21 protein-coding genes are annotated in these 24,444 nt (G+C 45.6%); 12 read left to right on the forward strand and 9 right to left on the reverse strand.

Features of this window, described 5'->3' with window-relative positions:
• Positions 1–70 precede the first annotated feature (70 nt).
• Entirely contained in the window at positions 71–2,029 is a 1,959-nt protein-coding gene (gene gyrB, locus RIH33_RS17905) for a DNA topoisomerase (ATP-hydrolyzing) subunit B (RefSeq protein ID WP_406652619.1), read from the forward strand.
• Here gyrB and RIH33_RS17910 read toward each other — a convergent pair.
• Positions 2,026–2,166, reverse strand: a complete 141-nt coding sequence (locus RIH33_RS17910) for a hypothetical protein (protein WP_406658464.1) — start codon at positions 2,164–2,166, stop codon at positions 2,026–2,028. The genes gyrB and RIH33_RS17910 overlap by 4 nt on opposite strands.
• A 74-nt stretch (positions 2,167–2,240) precedes the next feature.
• On the opposite strand from RIH33_RS17910, the gene RIH33_RS17915 reads away from it, so the two are divergent.
• Positions 2,241–4,127, forward strand: coding sequence for a M1 family metallopeptidase (locus RIH33_RS17915; RefSeq protein ID WP_406652621.1), 1,887 nt, complete (start codon positions 2,241–2,243; stop codon positions 4,125–4,127).
• Positions 4,128–4,176: 49 nt separating this feature from the next.
• Here the strand turns inward: RIH33_RS17915 and RIH33_RS17920 are convergent, their stop codons facing one another.
• Entirely contained in the window at positions 4,177–5,274 is a 1,098-nt protein-coding gene (locus RIH33_RS17920; protein WP_406652622.1) for a DUF1573 domain-containing protein, read from the reverse strand.
• Between the two features lie 80 nt (positions 5,275–5,354).
• Here RIH33_RS17920 and trpS point away from each other — a divergent pair, with 80 nt between their 5' ends.
• A complete protein-coding gene (gene trpS, locus RIH33_RS17925; protein ID WP_406652623.1) occupies positions 5,355–6,323 on the forward strand; it encodes a tryptophan--tRNA ligase in 969 nt (322 codons plus the stop codon).
• On the opposite strand, the gene RIH33_RS17930 is transcribed toward trpS, so the two are convergent.
• Entirely contained in the window at positions 6,312–6,740 is a 429-nt protein-coding gene (locus tag RIH33_RS17930) for a hypothetical protein (RefSeq protein ID WP_406652625.1), read from the reverse strand. The two genes, trpS and RIH33_RS17930, sit on opposite strands and share 12 nt — an antisense overlap.
• A 143-nt stretch (positions 6,741–6,883) precedes the next feature.
• On the opposite strand from RIH33_RS17930, the gene RIH33_RS17935 reads away from it, so the two are divergent.
• The 3 genes from RIH33_RS17935 to pgi all read left to right on the forward strand — a co-directional run bounded on the left by RIH33_RS17935 (position 6,884) and on the right by pgi (position 11,499).
• Positions 6,884–8,608 carry a phospho-sugar mutase gene (locus RIH33_RS17935; RefSeq protein WP_406652627.1) on the forward strand — a complete coding sequence of 575 codons (1,725 nt, stop codon included), beginning with the start codon at positions 6,884–6,886 and terminating at the stop codon, positions 8,606–8,608.
• A gap of 108 nt (positions 8,609–8,716) precedes the next feature.
• Entirely contained in the window at positions 8,717–9,727 is a 1,011-nt protein-coding gene (locus tag RIH33_RS17940; protein WP_406652628.1) for a calcium/sodium antiporter, read from the forward strand.
• A 116-nt stretch (positions 9,728–9,843) separates the two neighbouring features.
• Positions 9,844–11,499, forward strand: coding sequence for a glucose-6-phosphate isomerase (pgi, locus tag RIH33_RS17945; protein ID WP_406652629.1), 1,656 nt, complete (start codon positions 9,844–9,846; stop codon positions 11,497–11,499).
• Here the strand turns inward: pgi and RIH33_RS17950 are convergent.
• A complete protein-coding gene (locus tag RIH33_RS17950; RefSeq protein ID WP_406652630.1) occupies positions 11,486–12,232 on the reverse strand; it encodes a TrmH family RNA methyltransferase in 747 nt (248 codons plus the stop codon). The two genes, pgi and RIH33_RS17950, sit on opposite strands and share 14 nt — an antisense overlap.
• 14 nt (positions 12,233–12,246) lie before the next feature.
• Between RIH33_RS17950 and RIH33_RS17955 the strand changes: the two genes are divergently transcribed.
• Genes RIH33_RS17955 through RIH33_RS17965 form a run of 3 tightly spaced genes read left to right on the forward strand, consistent with a single transcriptional unit; the run spans position 12,247 to position 16,185 of the window.
• Positions 12,247–14,706 carry a BamA/TamA family outer membrane protein gene (locus RIH33_RS17955; RefSeq protein WP_406652632.1) on the forward strand — a complete coding sequence of 820 codons (2,460 nt, stop codon included), beginning with the start codon at positions 12,247–12,249 and terminating at the stop codon, positions 14,704–14,706.
• A gap of 2 nt (positions 14,707–14,708) precedes the next feature.
• Entirely contained in the window at positions 14,709–15,632 is a 924-nt protein-coding gene (gene hemF / locus RIH33_RS17960; protein WP_406652633.1) for an oxygen-dependent coproporphyrinogen oxidase, read from the forward strand.
• Positions 15,625–16,185, forward strand: coding sequence for a phosphatase PAP2 family protein (locus RIH33_RS17965; protein WP_406652635.1), 561 nt, complete (start codon positions 15,625–15,627; stop codon positions 16,183–16,185). Before hemF ends, RIH33_RS17965 begins: the two co-directional genes overlap by 8 nt.
• Here the strand turns inward: RIH33_RS17965 and RIH33_RS17970 are convergent.
• Together RIH33_RS17970 and RIH33_RS17975 are read right to left on the reverse strand one after the other, a co-directional pair.
• Positions 16,172–16,858: a LytR/AlgR family response regulator transcription factor gene (locus RIH33_RS17970; RefSeq protein ID WP_406658465.1), complete on the reverse strand. Its 687-nt coding sequence runs from the start codon at positions 16,856–16,858 to the stop codon at positions 16,172–16,174. The genes RIH33_RS17965 and RIH33_RS17970 overlap by 14 nt on opposite strands.
• Positions 16,859–16,869: 11 nt before the next feature.
• Positions 16,870–17,466: a riboflavin synthase gene (locus tag RIH33_RS17975; RefSeq protein ID WP_406652910.1), complete on the reverse strand. Its 597-nt coding sequence runs from the start codon at positions 17,464–17,466 to the stop codon at positions 16,870–16,872.
• Between the two features lie 86 nt (positions 17,467–17,552).
• Here RIH33_RS17975 and RIH33_RS17980 point away from each other — a divergent pair, with 86 nt between their 5' ends.
• From RIH33_RS17980 to RIH33_RS17990, 3 genes are read left to right on the forward strand one after another with little or no spacing between them, the layout of a single operon-like run.
• Complete coding sequence (locus RIH33_RS17980) at positions 17,553–18,176, forward strand: protein-L-isoaspartate(D-aspartate) O-methyltransferase (RefSeq protein ID WP_406652638.1); 624 nt, start codon at positions 17,553–17,555, stop codon at positions 18,174–18,176.
• 2 nt (positions 18,177–18,178) lie between these two features.
• Positions 18,179–18,697, forward strand: a complete 519-nt coding sequence (locus RIH33_RS17985; protein ID WP_406652640.1) for an acyl-CoA thioesterase — start codon at positions 18,179–18,181, stop codon at positions 18,695–18,697.
• A complete protein-coding gene (locus RIH33_RS17990) occupies positions 18,697–19,197 on the forward strand; it encodes a hypothetical protein (RefSeq protein WP_406652641.1) in 501 nt (166 codons plus the stop codon). Before RIH33_RS17985 ends, RIH33_RS17990 begins: the two co-directional genes overlap by 1 nt.
• A gap of 10 nt (positions 19,198–19,207) precedes the next feature.
• Here the strand turns inward: RIH33_RS17990 and RIH33_RS17995 are convergent, their stop codons facing one another.
• The 3 genes from RIH33_RS17995 to alaS are packed head-to-tail and all read right to left on the reverse strand — an operon-like array spanning position 19,208 to position 24,430.
• Positions 19,208–20,320, reverse strand: coding sequence for a TlpA family protein disulfide reductase (locus RIH33_RS17995; RefSeq protein ID WP_406652642.1), 1,113 nt, complete (start codon positions 20,318–20,320; stop codon positions 19,208–19,210).
• A 6-nt stretch (positions 20,321–20,326) separates the two neighbouring features.
• Positions 20,327–21,793 carry an Asp-tRNA(Asn)/Glu-tRNA(Gln) amidotransferase subunit GatB gene (gatB, locus tag RIH33_RS18000; protein ID WP_406652643.1) on the reverse strand — a complete coding sequence of 489 codons (1,467 nt, stop codon included), beginning with the start codon at positions 21,791–21,793 and terminating at the stop codon, positions 20,327–20,329.
• 6 nt (positions 21,794–21,799) lie between these two features.
• The gene (alaS, locus tag RIH33_RS18005) at positions 21,800–24,430 is read right to left on the reverse strand and encodes an alanine--tRNA ligase (protein ID WP_406652644.1); all 2,631 of its coding nucleotides are present in this window, start codon (positions 24,428–24,430) and stop codon (positions 21,800–21,802) included.
• Between the last annotated feature and the right edge of the window lie 14 nt (positions 24,431–24,444).

The following is a 24,444-nucleotide window of genomic DNA, read 5'->3' on the forward strand; positions in this document are numbered from 1 at the left end:
AGCAAAAGTCCAAATCCAAGAGGTCGGAGAAGCATATTTTATATATTTTTGGGGTTTGAAAAATTGAAGCATGGAACAAAGAAAGTCATTGGCCAAAGGAGATTATTCAGCTAATAATATTCAGGTACTTGAGGGATTAGAAGCGGTAAGGAAAAGGCCAGCTATGTACATTGGAGATGTGGGCATCAGAGGCTTGCATCATTTGGTTTGGGAAGTAGTTGACAACTCTATTGACGAAGCCCTTGCGGGGTATTGTGATGACATCCACGTAGAAATCAATAAGGACAATTCCATAACCGTATCCGATAACGGAAGAGGTATTCCTACAGATATACACGAAAAAGAACAAAGATCTGCCCTGGAGGTAGTAATGACCGTGCTGCACGCCGGTGGTAAGTTTGACAAAGACACCTACAAAGTGTCAGGGGGTCTGCACGGTGTGGGGGTTTCCTGTGTGAATGCCCTCTCCACTCACCTGAAAGCTACAGTTCACAGAAACGGCATCATTTATCAGCAGGAGTACGAAAAAGGCATCCCCATGTATCCTGTAAAAGAAGTGGGTAAAACAGACATCAACGGCACCATCATCACCTTCATGCCGGACAACAGTATTTTCACCCACAGTGAATATAAATACGATACAGTGGCTTCCCGTTTGCGGGAGCTGTCATTCCTAAACTCAGGAATCAAGCTTAACCTGGTAGACCACAGAGAGCAGGACGAAAACGGAGCAGACCTTACCGACGAATTCTTCTCCACGGGCGGACTAAAGGAATTCGTTTTGTACCTGGACAGTACAAGAGAGCGACTTATCCCTGAGCCTATTCACCTCAACAATGACAAAGGGGAGATCCCGGTAGAAGTAGCGCTGAACTACAACACTTCCTACACAGAAAATGTAGTCAGCTATGTCAATAATATCAATACCATAGAAGGTGGTACACACGTGGCTGGCTTTCGTCGGGCACTTACCAGGACCCTCAAGTCCTACGCCGACAAATCAGGTCTTTTGGAAAAAGCCAAAGTAGAAATCACGGGAGATGATTTCCGTGAAGGCCTTACGGCTGTTATTTCCATCAAAGTGGCTGAGCCGCAGTTTGAAGGGCAAACTAAAACCAAGCTTGGTAACTCTGACGCCATGGGCGCCGTGGACACCAGTTTGAGTGAAGCACTGCAGGAGTATCTGGAGGAGCATCCCAAAGAAGCAAAGCAGATCATCTCTAAGGTAATATTGGCAGCACAGGCACGACAGGCCGCCAGAAAGGCCCGTGAGATGGTGCAACGGAAGAACGTACTCTCTGGCACCGGCCTGCCCGGTAAGCTGGCTGACTGCTCCGACAAAGACCCTGCTGTGTGTGAGATCTACCTGGTGGAAGGTGACTCTGCGGGGGGCTCTGCCAAGCAGGGAAGAAACCGAAAGTTTCAGGCCATCCTCCCGCTAAGGGGTAAAATCCTCAACGTAGAAAAAGCGCAGGAGCACAAGATCTACGATAACGACGAAATCAAAAACATCATCACCGCCCTCGGTGTGAGATTCGGCATGGAAGATGATGCCCGGGCACTCAACATGGAAAAGTTGCGTTACCACAAAATCATCATCATGACCGATGCGGATATTGACGGTAGCCATATCAGAACCCTGATCCTTACCTTCTTTTTCAGGTACATGCGTTCCTTGATAGAAAACGGATACCTCTACATTGCATTACCACCGCTCTACCTCATCAAAAAAGGCAAGCAAGAGCGATATGCCTGGACAGAAGATGACCGACTGTCTATTATCAGAGAGCTGGCCCCGGAAGGCAAAGAAGATACGGTAAACGTACAGCGATACAAAGGTCTGGGAGAAATGAATCCTGAGCAACTGTGGACAACGACAATGGATCCTGAATCGCGAAGCCTTAAGCTTGTAACGATTGATTCTGCAGCTGAGGCAGATCACTTATTCTCAATGCTCATGGGAGATGAGGTAGCCCCTAGAAGAGACTTCATCGAGAAAAACGCAAAATATGCTAAAGTAGATGTCTAAAACCTCTGCGATCTGAAACTCTCCACGACTACCTGGAAGATGGCTTGTATAAACTTCCAGATCATCACAAAAGAGAAGAGGATCGCTGAGCCCAGGGCCAGAACAATTAGCATTACCAATTCGAAAACCTTATCCATTATTTTTTTAGTTGCTTATTAAAATAATATAAAAAACTCGAGACGATTACATTATTCGTAGAAAAGTTTTCCACATGAAATATAATTTTGTAAAGATCACAACGTTCCTATCTTTTATTTTCCTTTTTTGCAATATTTCCAACGCTCAGGGCTATTGGCAACAGCGAGTTAACTACGAAATTTCTATCGATTTCAACTCCAGATCCCATCAGTACACCGGTGAGCAAACCTTAAAATATTACAATAACTCTCCAGACACCCTTTTCAACGTTTACTATCACCTGTACTTCAATGCCTTTCAGCCCAACAGCATGATGGACGTGAGGAGCAGAACGCTCCCAGACCCGGATGCCAGGGTGGGTTCACGTATTGCGGAACTGAGCCAAGATGAAATCGGATACCTCAAAGTCATCTCACTCAATCAATCCGGAATGGAACTCACTCACCACGTGTCTGAAACTGTACTCGAAGTGAAGCTGAGCAAACCTATCCTGCCAGGTGCCTCTGAGGTTTTCAACATGAAGTTTGAAGGACAGGTTCCCCTGCAGATCAGAAGATCTGGTAGAGACAGCTTCGAAGGGGTGGATTACTCCATGTCACAGTGGTTTCCCAAAATGGCTGAATACGACAAAATGGGATGGCACACGCATCCCTATATAGCGCGGGAGTTTTACGCACCATGGGGAGATTATGAAGTGAATATCACCATGGACAAGGACTATGTGATCGCCGCCACCGGCATCCTCCAAAACCCCAATGAAATAGGTTATGGATACGAAGATGAAGGTGTGGAAGTGAATAGAAAAGGACAGAAAATCACCTGGCGGTTCAAAGCAGAAAACGTACACGATTTCGTATGGGCGGCAGATAAGGATTACATCCAGACCACAGCCCAGGTCCCTGATGGTCCCCTGCTTAGATTCTTTTATATCCCTGGGGAGCCTACAAAGCATTGGGAAGAACTTCCCTCCTATACCATCCGGGCCTTCGAGTACATCCAGAAGCGATTTGGAAAATATGGCTGGAGTGAATACGCTGTAATACAAGGTGGAGATGGAGGCATGGAGTACCCCATGGCTACACTCATTGCCAACAAAAAGACCTCTGGGGTTCGCTCACTCAACTCACTCATTAGTGTAATGATCCATGAAGTAGCGCACAGCTGGTATCAGGGAATGCTGGCCACCAACGAAAGCTACTTCCCCTGGATGGATGAAGGATTCGCCTCCTTTGCGGATGAATATACTGAAGACTTTGTCCTGAACAGAAGCAGGAAGCAACCATTAGCCAGTTTGTATAAGACCTATTTTAGATGGGTGGAAACCGGCGATGAAGAGCCCTTGTCTACGCATTCAGATCACTACACCAGAAACAATGGCTATTCCATTGGCGCCTACAAGAAGGGCGCCATCTCTCTTGAGCAACTGGGATACATCATTGGAGAGGCCAACAGAGATGCCGGTCTGCTCAGATACTACAACGAATGGGCCTTCAAACACCCTGATATGAACGATTTCATTCGAGTAATGGAAAAGCAGAGTGGACTTTCCCTGAGGTGGTATTATGATTACTGGGTAAGTACCACAGAAACCATCGACTATGCCATCACATCTGTGACAGAAACCAGAAAAGGCGTAAATGTAGACCTGGAAAGGTTGAATAAAATGCCCATGCCTATTGACCTCACCATTACCCGGAAAGATGGGACAGCGCTGGAGTACTACATCCCCCTGGGGATCATGCGCGGTGAAAAGCCTAACGAAACCACCAACGAAAGGCTGGTAGGCCAGGACTGGGCATGGACACACCCAACCTATTCATTCAGCCTGGACATTCCTTATGCTGACATTGAGAAAATAGAAATTGACCCTTCTGGGAGAATGGCAGATGTGGATAAATCCAACAATCTTATCATCCTGAGTAGCCCTCAGGAGAATACGTCAAAAAGATTCAGCGAGTAAACATCAAAGTCTGTTGGCAAGGAATGAATTCCCTTGCCAACAGACTTTTCTAATTCACATCTGCTTTGATGCTGATCATCTGAGAAGGTGCTGAGGGGTCATTGGAAAACACTGTGACGGTTTTATATTGCCGGCCCTGACGACCGGAGGTATCAAAGCTCACCTCAAAAGTCATTGTTTCTCCCGGGGAAATGCTCTTCTTTTTCAATTTAGCGACAGTACAGCCACAATTGGGCTTCACACTCCTGATTTCAAGGTCTTCCTTCCCATTGTTGGTTATGTTAAAGTCGGTGACCACCGTCGTGCCTTCATTCACATTACCAAAGTCATGTTGGGTCTTATCAAAGGTAAGTTTAGGAGCCTTTTTCATCTCTTCCTCCGTCCTTGGCGGAAAATATTCGGAAATGGTCGCGATCACATGTAGTTCCTTGATTTCGTCCTCCGCCTCATCTGTGTACAACCGGATATTGTCTGACACAAACCCAAGATCAGCCTTTTTCACAGGATCGAAGGTAAGTGTAATCTCCCCCAGTGTCTTTGGTTCGAGTACTACAGGCTCAAACCTCAGCTCCACATGCCCGGGAATCGAACTTTTCTCTTCGAGCCAGCGCACAGCACTGTCCCCTTCATTATACACTTTGAAAGATTCTGTTACCACCTTCTCAGTAGTCACCCGCCCCATGTTGAGTGCTTTATATTTCATCCTGATCTGACCCATCAAAAGCGGCAATTCATCCTCCATGGTCTTGGCTCTGGGCGAAACCATCCCCTCTATGTATAGAGTGGCCGTGGCAGAACCCGCCTGTCCGATTACGTAACTCACATTCAGTGATTTCTCAAACTTACCCGGTCGGTTCAAAGGGTTATACTCAGCCACCACAAAGCCTGTATCTCCCGGCATGAGCGCCGTATCCGTCCAGGCCGGCGTAGTACACCCACATGAGGCCTCCACATTCTCTATTGCCAACGATTCAGAACCGGTATTCACAAAGAGAAACTCATGCTTCACAGGCCCAGCCTCTTCATGAACTTCACCAAAATCGTGCTTTTCTTTCAAAAAACGGATGTTCTGTCCTGCCAGAGAAGTGATGGTGAAATACGCACACAAGACCACCATCACCCCTACTCTTAAATTTCTTTTCATCATCTGATTACCTGTTTTGCTATTTCCTTGTTTTAAAACCACACAAAGATTCAAATTATTTAGGTTTGCACAAAAAATCCGAAATGGCCAGAATATTAACGGGAATTCAGAGTTCAGGGAAACCTCATTTGGGGAACCTTTTGGGTGCAATATTACCAGCTATTGAGTTATCAAAGGACGATAAGAACGAGTCCTTTTTCTTTATTGCGGATCTGCACTCACTGACCACCATAAAGGATGCCGACACCAGGCGCGAAAATGTGAATGCCGTAGCTGCAGCCTGGATCGCCTGTGGCTTTGATACAGAGAAAAATCTGTTTTACAGGCAGTCAAGGGTGCCTGCAGTATGTGAGTTAGCCTGGTATCTCAACTGCTTCACGCCCTTTCCGATGCTGGCCAACGCCCACTCCTTCAAAGACAAATCAGACCGACTGGCTGATGTGAATGCCGGACTATTCACCTACCCGGTACTGATGGCTGCCGATATCCTTCTGTATGATGCCAACCTGGTACCTGTGGGTAAAGATCAAAAGCAACACCTGGAGATGACCCGTGACATGGCTTCCTCATTCAATCACAGCTATGGCGATACCTTCGTGCTTCCTGAAGCGAGAATAGACGACAACCTCATGACCATCCCGGGCACCGACGGCCAAAAAATGAGTAAATCATACGGCAACATCATCGATATCTTTTTGCCGGACAAGAAACTTAGGAAAAACGTGATGTCTATCATCACCGACAGCACTCCAATGGAGGAACCTAAAAACCCGGATGTGTGCAATGTCTTTGCGATTTACAAAACCATTGCCAGTGAGTCACAAATCACAGAGATGCGCGCCAACTATGAAGGTGGAAATTATGGCTATGGGCATGCCAAACAGGCACTTTTTGAATTGATCGTGGATAAATTCAAAGAACCCAGGGAGCGTTATGACTACTACATCAACAACCTCCCTGAGCTGGAAGAACGTTTACAATCAGGAGAGCAGCGTGCAGGAGAAATCGCACAAGCCGTCCTGAGTCGTGTGAAAGTAAAATTAGGCTTCTAAAGGCTGCCGGGCTACCCAGACAGTTTCTTTAAAATCTGCATTCAGCCCCTGAAGCACTAATCGCGTGGGGCCCGGCACCAGCACCAATTTCGCTTTGATACCCGGAAAGTCGTCAGCCTCCACTTCTATGCCCTCCTCAGGGTCCACGTCGTACACTTCAGTTCCTTGCTTTGGCTCATAGTGTGATGCCAGATAAGACAGTGGCTTCAACACCTCATTGTCAGGACAGTACTCATCATGTACATTGAACAGTGCCTCCTCAATGTAGGCACCAAAGGTCATTTGAAAATCTTCCTCCAGTCTCTTTACCTCCTCCTGGAGGTCATGATAACTGCTCCCTTCCTTTGCAAATCGAAAAAGTTGATTCTTCTTTTCGGCAATTTCAACAAATGCTTGATTAAGATTTTTTATATTCATACCCTCTATTATTTTACAGAAAATATTGAGATTGATTAAAGTGCAAATTTTAACACATTTTTAATTAATACAATAGTTTATTGTAATTATTATATTTCTAAAAACTTTTTAAATACCACTATTATCAAATTGATAATTTAAGCATGGAAGTAACAGCAAAGGCTCAAAAGTGGCTTACAAGCCAAAAGGTAGATCAGGACACCAAAGTCATCATTGAGAAGATGTTGGCTGATACTGACCAGACTGAATTGACTGAGTGTTTTTATAAAGACCTGGAATTTGGCACCGGAGGACTGAGGGGGCTGATGGGCACCGGGTCCAACAGAATGAACAAATACACGGTAGGAATGGCCACTCAGGGGCTTGCCAATTACCTCAATCAAACTTTTGCCGGAGAAGACATTAGCGTGGCCATTGCCCATGACAGTCGAAACAACAGCCGCTTTTTTGCGGAGACCACAGCGGCCGTTTTTTCCGCCAATGGAATCAGGGTTTATCTTTTTGAAGCTCTCCGACCTACTCCGGAGCTCTCCTTTGCCATCAGACATTTGGGTTGCAAGAGTGGAGTGGTGCTCACCGCCTCCCACAATCCCAAAGAGTACAACGGATACAAAGCCTACTGGGATGACGGTGCCCAAATGGTACCTCCGCACGACGAGAATGTGATCACCGAAGTGGGGAAGATCTCATCCATTGATGAGGTGAATTTTGAGGCAAACAGTGCACTCATACAGTCCATAGGCAGTGAAGTAGATGAGCCTTATCTGGACATGATTCAGTCGCTCTCGCTTTCACCTGAAGCCATTGCCAAAGAGAAGGATTTGAAAATCGTTTTCAGCGCGATCCATGGTACGGGCACCACCATGGTCCCCCCTATTTTGAAAAGACTGGGTTTTGAAAATGTAACAGAGGTAACAGAACAAGCCATGGCTGATGGCAACTTCCCGACAGTGATCTATCCTAATCCGGAAGAAGCAGAGGCCCTGAGCCTGGCACTTAAAAAAGCAGAAGAAATAGACGCAGACCTGGTCATGGCCACAGATCCTGATGCCGACAGGGTAGGTATAGCGGTGAAAAATGACAAGAATCAGTTTCAACTGCTCAATGGAAATCAAACCGGATCATTGTTGCTCTACTACCTTCTGAGAAAGTGGAAAGAAAATGGTAAACTCAATGGCAAACAGTATGTGGTGAAGACCATTGTGACCACAGACCTGATCGAAAAAATCGCGGAAAAGTACAATGTAAAGCTCTACAACACCCTTACAGGCTTCAAGTACATCGCTGAGGTGATCAGGCAGCTGGAAGGAAAAGAGGAATTTATTGGGGGTGGAGAAGAAAGTTATGGCTATCTGATCGGGGATGCTGTGAGAGACAAAGATGCCATCGCCTCCTGTGCGATGATCGCCGAAATGGCTGCCTGGGCTAAATCCGAGGGCACCTCCCTGTATGAACTCCTTAAGAAAATCCATCATGAATTTGGGCTATACCAGGAGTCGTTGAAATCCATCACCAAGAAAGGAAAAACGGGAGCAGAGGAAATCAATGAGATGATGGTCAAATTCAGACAAAATCCTCCATCAATGCTCGCTCAATCTAAAGTGATGACCATGATCGACTACAAGGCAGGAACATCAAAGGACCTGACAACAGGAAAGGAAGAGAAAATCAACTTCCCATCCTCCAATGTCTTGCAGTTCATTACAGCAGATGGCAGTAAAATATCTGTGAGGCCGTCGGGAACCGAACCAAAGATCAAATTTTATTTCTCTGTAAATGAGCGAATTTCGGCTCCTGATAAGTATTACGAAACTATTGGTCTTTTGGATAAAAAGACCCAAATTGTAGTAAAAGACCTTGATTTGTAACTTTTTAGAGGGTGTTGCTTTAATCTTTTGATCTAGTTATCTTGCAAGGAATTTTGAAACGGATTCTATAAATATTTATATTCGTCTTAAACTAACCTAAAAACCGCCTTGACTGTATTTATCAATATTCTATTAGTAGCAGTGGGATTTGTTCTCCTTATCAAAGGAGCAGATTTTTTGGTGAACGGAGCTTCGTCCCTGGCTAAGAGATTCAATGTTTCAGATATCGCCATTGGCCTTACTGTGGTTGCCATGGGCACCTCAGCTCCTGAGTTAGTAGTCAATATTATTTCCGGAACCGTCACCTCGGACGAAGGCACCAATGATATCGTTTTTGGTAACATCATTGGATCGAATATCTTCAACGTGTTTTTGATTTTAGGGATATCCAGTATCATATACCCTCTCACAGTGCAGAGAAATGCCCTTTGGAAGGAAATTCCCTATTCCCTTTTAGCGACATTCATATTTTTCATTCTTGTTAATGACGTACTCTTTTTTGGCGCTGAAAAAAACACCCTAAACGTACTGGACGCCAGTATTTTACTGGTCATGTTTATCCTGTTTCTGGTGTATATCTTCATGAACCTAACCAGAAACCCGGAAGAAGGGGAACTGGTGGAAGACATCGTCATTTTTGGTAGTGTAAAGACCACCATGATGATCTCTTTGGGGATTGCAGGGTTGATCTTCGGAGGAAAGATGATCGTGGACAATGCTGTTGAAATTGCGGAAACTTTCAATGTGAGTGAAAAGCTCATTGGATTGACCATATTGGCAGCTGGTACCTCTTTACCTGAGTTAGCCACTTCAGCGGTTGCAGCATTTCAAAAGAAATCTGACCTGGCAGTTGGTAACATTGTAGGTTCCAATATTTTCAATCTACTACTTGTGATTGGCGCTACCGGACTTATTCATTCACCTCTGGGATACCCTCCGTCTCTCAATATGGATCTTTACTTCTGTATGGTGGGTACCTTGATGCTTTTCATCTTCATGTTCACGTTTGCCAAGTACAAGCTGGATCGTTCAGAAGGTGTGCTGTATCTGCTTGGTTTTATCGTGTACATGTATGTGCTTTTCGAAAGAGAAGGAATGGGATTCGGCATTTTCTTCTGATAAGAAGAGGTCTTCTTTAGGGTGATTTAATTAAATCACACTTTCTCTGGCAATATGCGGTTGGATTTATTGTAAATGCTCTCCTTTCTTGTGAAGTTTACAAGAAAAACTAACAAATGCTATCAACCATAAATCCTGAAGAAACCAACTCCTGGAAAGCCCTTACCAACCACTTTAATGGGATAAAAGAGACCCATATGCGGACACTCTTTGAAAAAGATCCCAATCGCTTTGAAGCTTTCTCCAAAACCTTTGAGGATATCCTGCTCGATTTTTCGAAAAATCGAATTACCAGTGAAACCTTCACCTTACTTTGTAATCTCGCTGAAGAAATGGGTCTTCAGGAAGCCAAAAAACAAATGTTTGGCGGTGAGCCTATCAATCTTACTGAAAACAGGGCCGTACTCCATGTTGCTCTGAGAAATTGCAGTAAAAAGCCCTTTTATCTTAACGGTGAGAACATCACTCCTGCGGTAATGAGCGTGTTGGATCGCATGAAATCCTTCACAGAACGACTTCATCAGGGTGATCTCAGAGGCTATACCGGTAAAAAAATTGAACACATCGTCAATATCGGGATTGGTGGGTCAGACCTGGGGCCATTCATGGTCACCGAATGCCTGAAACCTTACCAGAAACCAGGGATAAAGTCTCACTTTGTGTCCAACGTTGATAGCTCTCACATCGTGAACGTGCTGAAAGCGGTAGACCCCGAGACCACACTATTCATCATCGCCTCAAAGACCTTCACCACGCAAGAGACCATGACCAATGCCCTCTCTGCCAAGAAATGGTTTTTGGATGCGGCCAGGGATGAAAAATATGTAAAAGACCACTTCATTGCCATCTCCACCAATAAGGAATCGGTTACCCAGTTTGGGATAGACGAGGCGAACATGTTTGAGTTCTGGGACTGGGTAGGCGGCCGGTATTCCTTGTGGTCAGCCATCGGGATGCCGATCGCCTGTGCCATTGGATTTGATCGGTTCTGGGAGCTTCTGGAAGGTGCTGAAGCCATGGATCAGCACTTCCTTCACACACCTACTCAGGATAACCTACCTACCATTCTGGCGCTTTTGGGAATATGGTATAACAATTTCTTCGGAGCTGAGACTCAGGCCATTCTACCTTATGATCAATACATGCATGCCTTTGCGCCGTACCTGCAGCAGGGTGACATGGAGAGCAATGGGAAATATGTGGGAAGAAATGGCCAAAAAGTTACTTATCAAACCGGCCCTATTATTTGGGGTGAGCCGGGTACCAATGGTCAGCATGCGTTTTACCAGCTGATTCATCAGGGTACTAAGTTGATCCCGTGTGATTTTCTGGCTGCAGCCCAAAGCCAAAACCCACTTGATGACCACCATGAGAAATTGCTGGCCAACTTTTTTGCGCAGACTGAAGCACTCCTCATGGGTAAATCCAAGGATACGGTGGAATCAGAATTCAAGGCTGGTGGAACTGATCAGGTGACCATAGACCTGCTCTCCCCTTTTAAGGTATTTGAGGGAAACAGGCCTACCAATAGTATTCTTTATAAGAAGCTTACCCCAAGGACCCTGGGATCGCTCATCGCAATGTATGAGCATAAAATATTCGTTCAGGGCATCATTTGGAACATTTTCAGCTTCGATCAGTGGGGTGTGGAGCTAGGCAAACAATTGGCTAAAGCCATTCTCCCTAAACTCTCCGGAGAAGAGCCCATTCATGACCATGATGCATCCACCTCCGGACTCATCAATGCTTATAAGAAGCTTAGGAAAGGTTAAATCTAAGGTGATGGCAGAGTATCCCCGTGGCTATGGCCACATTGAGCGACTCTGCCATCCCTACTTTTGGTATACTCACCTTATCTGAGATCACAGCTTTCACCTCCGAACTCAATCCATGAGATTCACTGCCCATCACGAGCATTATCGGCTGGGTCGTTGCCCATTGTGATGGAGCAATACCCTCCAGATCCGCTCCAAATGAAGGAACCGGAGCATCGGCGATAAATCTGGAGATATCGGTGTAAATTACCCTGACCCGGGCAAAAGACCCCATCGTGGCATTCACTACTTTCGGGTTATAAACATCCGCTGAATCCTGAGAGCAAATGAGGTATTTCAAACCAAACCAATCCATCGTGCGAATAATCGTGCCCATATTACCAGGATCACTCACCCCATCCAACACCACCAAATGATCATTAAAAGGCACTTCGGCCAATTCCTGCTCGGGCATTTCCACCACTGCCAGACAATCATTATTGGTCTGAAAGGTACCCAACTCCGTAAGGGTGTTAGCATCCACTTTAATAATTGCCTCCCTAACAATAGTGGATGGCAAACTGTTGTTATTAAGGAAATCATTGGTGGCCAAAAGGTACTTTACCCTATAATTTGACTGAATGGCCTCCAGAACATTTTTTCTGCCCTCTATGATAAAACACTTTTCCTTTGTGCGGTACTTTTTTATCTTCAGTGATTTGATGAATTTTGATTGTTTAATAGATACCATTGGGCGAGCTGGGTTTGAAAATTAAAATTCTCCTACTATTTATTTCTATTTTTCTTTCCTCCTGTATAGGCACAAAGTACCTAAAAAAGGATGAGACGATCCTGTACAAACAGAACATTAAATCCGAAGGGCCTGTTAATGAGGAGTCGCTCCGAACCCAGTTGACCCAAACACCGAATTCAAGACTCCTGGGCCTACCGATCGCGCATCTCGTACACGTCTACAAATGGGGCGAAAGCAATCTGGATTCCGCAAAACTTCTGAGTAAAAAAGAGCGGATCATCCTCAAATACGACAAGAAAATAGCTGATGCAAAGTCTAATTCGAGAAAGACCAAGCTCACTTCCAAGAAAATACAAAAGACAGAAAAGATAGAAAAAACCCTGCGTGAGGGCAATCAACTCATGCGCTGGGGTGAACAATTGACGGTCTTTGACAGCACACAGCTGGTGAGCTCCAGGCTCAATCTAAGAAATTATCTCTTCTCTAAAGGATATTTCAAAGCTGAGATTTCCACAAAGGTGACTCACCGGAATCAACGAACTTTTGTTACATACCATATCCTGGAAAGCAAACCTTACACCATCGATTCCATTGTTTACAAGATCCAGGACAAGCAAGTCAAGAAGCTATTTGAAGCCAACATCAATCAACAGAAAATGGTTGGTAAACAGTACGATCAGGAACTCTTCGGCAAAGAAAGGGATCGGGTATATGACCTGATGTCCAATAATGGATACTATGACTTCAAGAAGCAGTACATCCTTTTTGAAGTGGACTCCACGCAACTGGACGACCGAAAATTACTGATAAGAGAAAACATAGCTAATCCGCCGGGTAAGGTTCAGCACAGAACCTTCAGAATGGATTCGGTGATCTTCTCTAACGAAACAGCTTTTAGCAATTCACAAGAAAAACAAACCAAAGAATACAATCAAATCACCTATAGCTTCATCAATGACAAGTACCCGGAGCGGCTCCTGAGCTGGCGGATTTTCCTGGAAAAGGACAGCCTTTACAGTAAGCAGAATACCCTGGAAACCCAAAAACAGCTCTCCTACCTCGATATATTCAAATTTGTAAACATCAACTACGACAGCAGCGGTGGCCAGTTTATTGCCAACATTTTCACGAGTCCGCTGAAAAAATACCAGACTTCCACTGACATGGGATTAAGCGTGCTGGAGCATGCACAGGGACCTCCCGGTCCGTTTTTTAATTTCAATGCAAAAAGCAGAAATGTTTTTGGCGGCCTTGAAATCATCCAACTCGATGGCAATGCCAGTATCCAGGGTATCAAGAGTGTAAGCGAAGACAATACCAACTACTCCAGGTTCCAGTATGGGGGTCAACTTTCAGTTACCTTTCCGCAGTTCCTTTTCCCTATGCGTGAGTCTCAGAGAGCCGCCATAGGACGTTATAACCCCAGAACCAAAATTGCCACCGGGGTTAATTTTGAAGATAGAAAAGACGAGTACAAGCGTACAACCTTCAATGGAAGCATGTCTTACATCTGGCAGGTAAAGGAAAGCACTCAGTTTACCCTGAAACCCTTTGATCTCAGTTATATTAATTCACAAAACTCACCGAGCTTCGCTGACACGTTGAAGGCCCTTGAAGAAAGTGGCAATCAGTCACTGGTGAGTTCATTTCAATCTTCATTTGTCAGCTTTACTTCGTTCAGCACGCAGTTCAATCAAAATAATTATGGACTCGGTGGCAGAACCAACTCGGGACTTTGGCAGGGCTATATCGAAACAGGAGGAAACCTCCAGAGTATCCTGGGCAAAGAACCGCTCAGCAATTCATTTGACTCGCTTGAGTATTACCACTATGTAAAAGTTGGGGTGGATGTTAGGCGCACCAACCGCCTCAGTTCCAAGTCGTCCCTGGCTTACCGCCTCAATCTGGGCATGGCGTATGCCTACGGAGGCAATAAAGCATTGCCCTATGAGAAGTATTTCTTTGCGGGTGGTAGCAACAGCATCAGGGCCTGGCAGCCCAGACGTCTTGGACCTGGTGCGTATGCCGTGTATAGCACATCCGACAATGGTGCAGATATACTGGTGAATAACAGTCGGGAGCAGCCGGGAGACATCATCCTGGAAGCAAGCGTAGAGTTCAGACGGGATTTGGTCGGATTCATTGATTATGCCCTTTTTATTGATGCAGGAAACATCTGGCTTTGGAACAGTGAGACGGTAGAAAAAGAGACCGATGGCTATGGAACCGGAACCAATGATGATGGAATCTTTAGATTCAATACCTTTCCAAAAGAGATAGCCGTAGGTGCCGGGTTTGGTCTTCGTTTCGACTTCTCCTTTTTAGTCCTCAGGACGGACGTGGCATATAAAATGGTAGATCCGGCCTATCCGATGGGTCAACGTTTCGTTTTAGGTGATTATCGATTGAATGATTTGTGGGACTTTCAAAACCGGGCTGCGGTTAACATAGGAATAGGTTACCCCTTCTAGACATGGAACAACGGAAAGAAATTGAAAATTGGTTTAAAAACCTTCAGGATCAAATCTGTGAAGGGCTCACGATACTGGATGGAAAGGCTTCCTTCAAAGAAGACCTATGGGACCGTACAGAAGGTGGCGGTGGCCGTACCAGGGTAATTACCAATGGTGATCTCATTGAAAAAGGAGGTGTGAATTTCTCAGCCGTACATGGTCCGCTTCCTGAAAAAATTCAACAAGGAATAGCCTTGCCTCCTTCTGATTTCTATGCCACCGGCGTGTCCATTGTACTTCACCCGGTCAATCCATGGGTGCCCATCATTCACATGAATGTGCGATACTTTGAAACCACCCCGTTAGACCAAAATGAAAAAAGCACTTATTGGTTTGGTGGAGGCATAGACCTTACCCCACACTACGTCACTCCTGCAGATGGTGGATACTTTCACCATCAACTGAAGGCGGTATGTGACCAAACCGATCCTTCTTTTTACCCCAGATTCAAGCAGTGGGCTGATGATTACTTCTATATTCCGCACCGAAAGGAGACACGCGGGGTAGGTGGTATCTTCTATGACCGGCTTCATCCGAAAACTGAGGGAAAATCATTTGATTCACTCTGGGCTTTTCAGCAAAATGTAGGAAATGCCTTTCTGCCCATCTATGAGCACTATGCCAATAAATACCGAACAAAAACTTACGAAGAAGCACACAAAAACTGGCAAATGGTCAGACGTGGGCGCTATGTAGAGTTCAATCTGGTATGGGATAAAGGCACCAAGTTTGGACTGGATACCGATGGACGTACAGAGTCTATTCTGATGAGCATGCCCCCCATGGCCCAGTGGCACTATGATCATCAACCCAGTGAAGGCTCTCCGGAAGCTGAGACCCTCAATTGGCTTAAAAAAGACATCAACTGGCTGGACCATGCTTGATTGGTTACTAGCACTGGATGAGAAAATCTTCTTGATCTTTAATGGTCTGGGCTCGCCTCATCTGGATACATTCATGATCTGGATGTCAGACAAGTACCTGTGGATTCCTCTTTACCTGTATTTGATTTTCAGACTGTATCAGCAGGAAGGCAAGCAGCTTACATGGCCACTGATTACCCTTATCATCGTGATCATTTGCACCGACCAAACGACCGCTGGATTCATGAAACCCTATTTCGAACGACTGAGACCCTGTAAGGACCCGGCCCTGGAAAACCTGATGGTTGTCATCGGTGAGTGCCGCGGAAAGTTTGGTTTTGCTTCGGGACATGCGGCCAACTCCTTTGGGCTGGCGGCTTTTTTCTACTTTCACGAACGATCCCGATTCAGCAAAGTACTCCTGCTATGGGCTGCAGTAGTGAGTTATAGCCGGGTATATCTGGGCGTGCATTACCCGGCTGATATTCTGGTAGGAACGCTCGTAGGCATTTTCTGGGCTTACATCCTGTATGCCCTGATGAAACACCTCAGGTTCAAGCTTAGAGCATATTGACCCTGGAGAGAAACTCATCTTTGTAAGAAGCACCTATCGGGATCACCTTATCACTAATGGAGATGTTAAAGTCTTCAATGTTACTGATCTTGCTCCTGTTGATAATGTAAGACCTATGCACCCGGCTAAACATGCTCATGGGCAACCGCTTCTCAATTCCCTTCATGGTGTGATGCACAATGAATTTGCCTTTGAGCGTGTTAAAGATCACATAATCCGCCAGGGCCTCGACAAAGAATAGATTTTCAAAAGGGATACGCACCAGTTTGGAGTCGGACTTCACAAAAATGTGATCCTCCATTTCGGCAAACTTCAACTCCTTTTCGCGCTCTTCCCTGGCCTTAATCACCGATTTCAAAAAACGGGTATATTCTATTGGTTTGACCAGGTAATCCAGCACATTATCCTCAAACGCCTCTATGGCGTACTCCTTTTTGGAAGTGATGAAAATAATCGGATAGGTGTTTTTAAGTGACTTTGACAACTCGAGTCCCGTCATTTCTGGCATTTCCACATCCAGAAAAACGAGGTCCACATCATTGTTTTTTTCTCCTACCAGTATATTAGAGGCTTCAATGGTGTTATCGAGGACATGTGTAAGGTTTAGGAAATCAGTTTGTTCAATAAATCTACTTACCAGCAGACGAGACATTTCGTCATCGTCTACAATCATACAGTTTAAGGTCATTTATTTAGGCCGGTTTTGTTTGTAATCTTCTTTATATACTTCCCAATAATATCAAATTCAATGTTAACGATGCTTCCTTTTTTCAAATTTCGGAAATTGGTATGATCAAAAGTATAGGGAATTATCCCAACACTAAAAAAATTTTCGGATATATCGAAACAAGTGAGACTCACACCATTGATGCAAACACTCCCCTTCTCGACCATCACTTCGTCAGACGGTCCCAACTCAAATCTGTAGATCCACGACCCATCCCTGTCCTCCACCTGATCCACCACGGCAGTCGTATCTACATGCCCCTGCACAATGTGTCCATCAAAGCGGCCGTTCATTTGCAGGCATCTTTCCAGGTTAATCTCATCGCCAGGGCTCAGCGTCCCAAGATTGGTTCTTTTCAAAGTTTCGTCAATAGCCGTCACCCAATGCGCGCCCTCTTGCACTTCGGTCACAGTTAAGCATATGCCGTTGTGATTTACACTTTGATCTATTTTCAATTCATGACTGATATCTGAAGAAATTTTCAGATGAAGATTCGTACCATCTCTTTTAGTTTCCTTAAGATTGCCAAGCGACTCGATGATTCCTGTAAACATGGGATTTTCTATGCGATGTCCGATAAATTTTTTCACACTGAGTTTACAATAATAGCCAATTGGAAGATAGTTACAGGCATAAAGGAATGCGGAAACTTCTGATAAAAGAGGTGGTCTCCAAAGGAATCACGGATGAGCGGGTGTTGAATGCCATGATGAAGCTGCCCAGACACTTTTTCTTTGACGAAATCTTTGTGACCCATGCCTACGAAGACAAGGCTTTTCCGATCGGTCAGGGACAGACCATTTCACAACCATATACCGTAGCTTTCCAGACAGAGCTTTTGGAGATCAAGGCCGGGGATAAAATCCTGGAAATTGGTACTGGTTCGGGCTACCAGGCCAGTATTCTGCTGGAACTGGGCGCAGAGGTACATACCATAGAGTACAACAAGGTCCTCTACAACCAAACCCGGAAGTTTTTACCCCGGCTGGGTTACCAGCCCAATTTCTACCAGGGGGATGGCTCACGTGGTCTTCCAGCACATGCTCCTTTTGATGGTATCATCGTGACCGCAGGTGCCCCCTCTGTACCGCAGGACCTCATCCAGCAACTCAAAATCGGTGGGAGGCTGATCATCCCGGTTGGGGATGGTAAAACCCAGGAAATGTTCAAATTCACTAAGGTCACCGAAAACAAAATTTCCAAAAAATCATTTAAGAATTTCAGCTTCGTACCTTTGCTGGGCAAACATGGCTGGAAAAAATAAGTATGAGTAAAAAGAAGAAACACTGCCGGGAATCCTTTGTGACCATGACTGAAATGGTCCTTCCCAATGACACCAATACGCTCAATAACCTGATGGGAGGACGACTCATGCACTGGATGGATATCGTCTCAGCCATAGCCGCCCAGCGTCACAGCAATCGCATCGTGGTGACAGCCTCCGTAGATAATATTTCATTTTCAAAAGCGATACAACTGGGCAATGTGGTTACCCTCAATGCATTCGTCACCCGGGCCTTCAGCTCCTCCATGGAAGTATACATAGAGGTTACAGCAGAGGATGTGCCTTCCGGCAAAAAAACAGAGACCAACAAAGCTTTTTTCACTTTTGTGGCGGTGGACCAAATGGGTAAACCCATAGACGTGCCTGAGGTAGAGCCAGAAACGGCAGACGAGCAGGAATTATATGAAGGCGCACTCAGAAGAAGACAATTGAGACTGGTTCTGGGCAAGCGCATGAAACCTGAAGATGCCACCGAATTAAAATCAATCTTCAAAATATAATGGAAGATCAGTACCTGCCCTTTTTCATTACCGAAGACCTCTACCTGCTGGACGAGATTATTCCTGAGTCTGTAAAAGAGACACCAACTGCACCCGTAGTGGAAGAAGAAGAAGTGGAAACACAGGAAGAGTCTGTGGTGGAAGAACCGCCTGCCACTATTGCCCCGCCCACTGTTCATGAGTTGGCCATATGGTCACCTCCCCTTACTGCGCAGGACAAAGAGCTTCTGGTGAAGATATTGGCAGCCATCAATGAGGATTTCAAAAAGGCTCAACTGATGGAAGGCATCAACGCCTATGAACCACACTACCAAAAGCTCCTGTGTTTTGGATACCAAAAAGAACTGGAATTGAAACTGGGAACAGCAGTGGAATTTTACCAACCCACCAAAGTGTCTGATCGGCAAATCCTGGTATCAGCCGCCCCTGCAGATCTGCACACGGATAAAAACGAAAAGGGCCGCTTGTGGACGGCCCTTCAGGAAATGTTTTTAAAGTAACCTGAGAATTCTAGCCAAATATCTCTCTCAGCTTGGCTTCCAGTGAGGCTCCTCTCAAACCTTTGGCGATGATTTTGCCATCAGGCCCGATCAAATAGGTAGCTGGAATAGAAGTGATCTGATATTCGGCCGCAGCCACAGAATTGAAATACTTCAGGTCTGACACATGTACCCAGGGCAAACCATCCTGCTCGATGGCCCCTACCCAGGCCGCTTTGTTTCTATCCAGTGATACCCCAAGGATTTCAAAATTCTCATCGGAATACTGCTGATAAAGCCTTACGACATTGGGGTTTTCTGCACGGCAGGGCTTGCACCACGCCGCCCAAAAATCAACCAACACATATTTTCCACGCAAAGAACTCAACGTAACCACCTCTCCATCGGGGTTGGGCAGTGAGATTTCAGGAGCCTCCGCCCCAATCGCCAGTTTTCTAAGCGCAGAAACCTTTTTGGTCAACTCTTCTGTAAACATATTGCCAGGCAACTCTGCGCTGAACTTCTGAGCTACACTGTCGTAAAAAGAAAAATGCTCCTCTACGGGCAACGACTCCAGACCATAATAAGCCGCCAGTGACGGAGTGATCTTCCATATAAATGATTTCAGTTCCTTCTGACGAAGTTTCATCAATGCAAAATACTCCTCTGTGAGCCTGGCCAGTGTCTGCTGGTCATCCGCCATCCTGGCCTCAATGGCCTGCTGATTGAGTTCCTTCACATCGGCTTGCTGGTCACGCATCATTCCTTCCAGCTGCTGCACATACTTCGTGTGTTTGGAGCCGGTAACGGATACCTCCCCGCCAGGATTATTTCCCTCCAGCATGATCACCACGTCCTCCTCGGTGCCATCCAGCACCAGATTCATTTGTTGGCGATTGTAAAAATTGAGTCGGTAAAAAGTGGCCTCAGCAGGCTTTACATAAAACTCAAACGCTCCTGAAGGATCGACCTCTATCGTATCTACAGGCTTGAGTCCGGTAAACTCAAATTGATTGAGCACAACCAGCTCCCCCTTAATCGGGTTTTCCACCTTTCCTGATACGCTGATACCGTCATTTCCTGATTTATCACATCCAAGAACTAACAAAATCAATCCCAACAACAAGTATTTACTCTGATTCATAATCTTCTATTTGATTGTTTCTAACGACTCTCTTAACAGTCGGTTGGCCAACTTAGGATCTACCTTTCCATTGGTCTTCTTCATGACTTCTCCCATAAACATTCCGATGAGGCCTTTCTTACCATTGCGATATTCCGCCACCTTCTGTGGACTGTCAATCAGCACCTGATCTATGACCGGCTGAATAGAGTCTGTGTCCGACTCCTGAAAGATATTGAGTGTTTGGGCAGCTTCCAAAGGAGTAGCTTCAGGATTAGCCACCAGGTAAGGAAAAAGTTGCTGATTGGCGGCAGAAAAGCTCACTACACCTTCATCTATCAACTGAATGATCCCGGATAAATGACTTACCTGAATAACCGAACGCTCAATGGAATTTCCGGTTTCGTTCAGATAGGATTTGAACGGTCCCATTATCCAATTGGCTGCACCTTTGAAATTGCCGGTTTGCTGACACAGCTCATCAAAGAAATAAGCCATTTCCTTTTGATCTGTGAGCACCAGGGCGTCTGACTCACTCAGGCCATACTCCTTCTCAAACTTATTCTTGAAATCGGCAGGCAACAGAGGCATTGTAGCTCTGATGGTATCCAACCAGTCGTTCGTCACTCTCAGTGGACTCAGGTCCGGCTCAGGGAAATATCTATAGTCATTCAACTCTTCCTTCGTACGCATGCCCGAAGAATCCCCCGTGGTAGCGTCAAAAGTTCTCGTCTCTGAAATGATCTCCTCCCCCGCTTCCAAAAGGCCGATTTGCCGATCCATCTCATGATAGATGGCCCGCACCACATTCTTTATGGAGTTCATGTTTTTCACTTCTACCTTCTTTCCCAATTCGGTATCCGTGGTTCGCATCACAGAGACATTCGCATCACAGCGAACAGAACCCTCCTCCATATTCCCATCACAAATGCCCAGATAGCGCACGAGCTTCCTCACTTCAGTGAGAAACGCACCCGCTTCTTCGGGCGTTTTGATCACAGGCTCTGTGACTATTTCTATGAGTGGTACTCCGGCCCGGTTCAGGTCAATGAGGGTATCAGACTCCCCTTCCAGGTGAATGGACTTCCCAGCATCTTCCTCCAGGTGTATTCTGTTCAGGATCACCTCCGAGTGCTGATTACCATCATACACCACGGGAACATACCCACCAATACAGATGGGGGTTTTATCCTGAGTGATTTGATAGCCTTTTGGCAGGTCTGGATAGAAATAATTCTTACGGTCAAAAAACTGGTACTCGCTAATCCTACTCTTGCAGGCCAGCCCCATCTTGATGGCATATTCTACAGCTTTCAGGTTCAGCTTTGGCATCACACCAGGGTGCCCCAATGAGATGGTGCTCACGTTGGTATTGGGCGCATCCCCAAAGGAATTACTATCTGAAGAAAAAATCTTCGTTTCAGTATTCAGCTGCGCATGCACCTCCAGCCCTACTACAAGCTTGTATTTGGCTTTGACCTCTTCGGAAATCATTTGATCTCAACTTTTCAGTTTCTCATAAATAATTTTCTTCCCAATCTCGAGCGCCTTAGAAAGTCCAGCCAGCTCTTTGCCACCTGCGGTAGCATAAAATGGCTGACCTCCACCACCCCCCTGAATTTCCTTCGCCATAGCTCTCACCATTTCAGAAGCGTTCAGTCCAAGTTTTTGAACCAACGCGTCATCCAATATGACACTAAGCATCGGCTTTTCGTTCAGGTTGGCAGCCAAAACCGCTACCAGATTAGGAACTTCATTTTTGAGTTCAAATGACAGTTGCTTGAGTACATTGGCATCAGGTAATTTTACTTCCTGGGTGATTACTTTAATGCCATTAATTTCTTCTATTTGATTAATTAAATCTTTTTTCAGGGCACTTCCCTGTTGTTGATTCAGCTCATCGATTTGCTTCTGAAGCTGATTCTTTTCCTCAATGAGGGATACAATCGCTTTCTTAGGATCAGCCGGGTTTTTGAGAAGCTCCTTTATTCCCTTAAGAATCTCCAGTTCCTGGTCCACAAAAGCCTCCGCCTTGTCTGCCGTAATGGCCTCAATCCGTCGTACTCCGGCAGCCACCGAGCTCTCACTCACGATCTTCAAAAGACCAATATGGCCAGTAGCTGGTACATGCGTACCTCCGCACAGCTCCACAGAATAATTGCGATCAAAAGTAATCACCCGCACAAACTCGCCATATTTCTCACCAAAGAGCGCCATGGCCCCCAATGATTTAGCCTCTTCGATTGGTACATTACGCCTTTCGTCCAGGGCAATATTCTCCCTTATTTTTTTATTCACAATGGCTTCCACCTTCGCGATTTCTTCATCGGTAACTTTGGCAAAATGCGAAAAATCAAACCTTAAAACCTCTTCATTGACCAGAGATCCTTTCTGTTGTACGTGCTCACCCAGCACCGTTCTGAGTGCCGCATGGAGCAAATGTGTGGCCGAGTGATTGTTTTCTGTGAGCAATCGTTTCTGAACATTCACCTTTGCCGTGAAAGTAGCCTTGAGATCTTTGGGTAGCGTCTTTGTATAGTGAACAATCAGGTCATTTTCCTTTTTGGTATCAAATACTGCAATGCTTTCAGAGGCATTCGCTAAAACGCCAGAGTCACCTACCTGGCCACCACTCTCTGCATAAAAAGGCGTCTGATCCAGCACGATCTGGTAGAAGGAACCCTTCTTTTGCTTCACTTCGCGGTATCGGGTGATTCTGGCTTCAGCTTCCAGATGCTCATAACCGAGAAATACCGAGGCTTCTGCCTCCATCACACTTATCCAATCTCCGGTAGACTGCTCTGCTGCACTTTTAGACCTTTCTTTTTGAATGAGCATTTCTGCCTGAAAAGCTTTTTCATCAACCGAAAGTCCATTTTCTCTCGCAATGAGTGAGGTAAGGTCTAATGGAAAACCGTAAGTATCATACAGCTCGAAAGCCGTTTTCCCATCAATTACCCGGCCTTTGGTCTCTGCTTTAATGATTTCAAAACGCCTGAGGCCTTTGTCGAGTGTTCTGAGGAAGGATACCTCCTCCTCCCTGATTACTTTAGCCACGAATGCACGCTGTGCATCCAGCTCAGGGAATGTTTCTTTAAACTGATCAGCAAGCTGACCCACCAGGTCTGTGAGGAAAGGTTCTTTGAAATCCAAAAAAGTATATCCGTAACGTACCGCTCTTCTGAGGATTCTGCGGATGACATACCCTGCCTTGGCATTGCCTGGCAGTTGTCCATCGGCGATGGTAAAGGAAATCGCCCGGATGTGATCAGAAATCACCCGGATGGCAATGTCTGTTTTTGTATCCACGCCATATGTCACACCTGCCCGTTTGGCGATAGACTGAATGATCGGCTGAAAAACATCCGTATCATAGTTGGATTGTTTGCCCTGAACAGCCATGGCCAGTCGTTCAAAGCCCATTCCGGTGTCTACATGCTGTTGTGGGAGGTTTTTCAACGAACCATCAGCCAGCCGGTTAAACTGCATGAAAACGAGGTTCCAGATTTCCACCACCAATGGGTGATCGTTATTGACCAGATCTCTTCCCGACACCTTTTTTACTTCGTCCTCAGTGCGCAGGTCTATGTGGATTTCTGAGCAAGGACCGCATGGGCCCGTATCTCCCATCTCCCAGAAATTATCTTTTTTATTTCCATTAAGAATTCGGGATTCCGGTATCAGTTTTTTCCAATAACTCCGTGCCTCCTCATCTGCCTCCAGGTTCTCTTTTTCGTCTCCTTCAAATACGGTGGCATACATCCGATCCTCCGGCAAACCACATACTTCGGTGAGAAACTCCCATGCCCACTCGATGGCCTCTTTCTTGAAGTAGTCCCCGAAAGACCAGTTGCCCAGCATTTCAAACATGGTGTGATGATAGGTATCCAACCCCACTTCCTCCAGGTCATTGTGCTTGCCCGACACGCGCAAACACTTCTGAGTATCTGCCACCCTGTTGGAATCGGGGGTCTTATTGCCCAGGAAATAGTCCTTAAACTGATTCATCCCGGCGTTGGTAAACATCAACGTTGGGTCGTTTTGAACAACTATAGGAGCAGAGGGAACTATTTTGTGGGACTTTGACTTAAAAAACTCGAGAAATTGAGCGCGGATATCTTTTGAATCCATGTAACTACTTGAAT

The sequence above is a fragment of the Marinoscillum sp. genome (assembly GCF_040222955.1).
GTDB lineage: Bacteria > Bacteroidota > Bacteroidia > Cytophagales > Cyclobacteriaceae > Marinoscillum.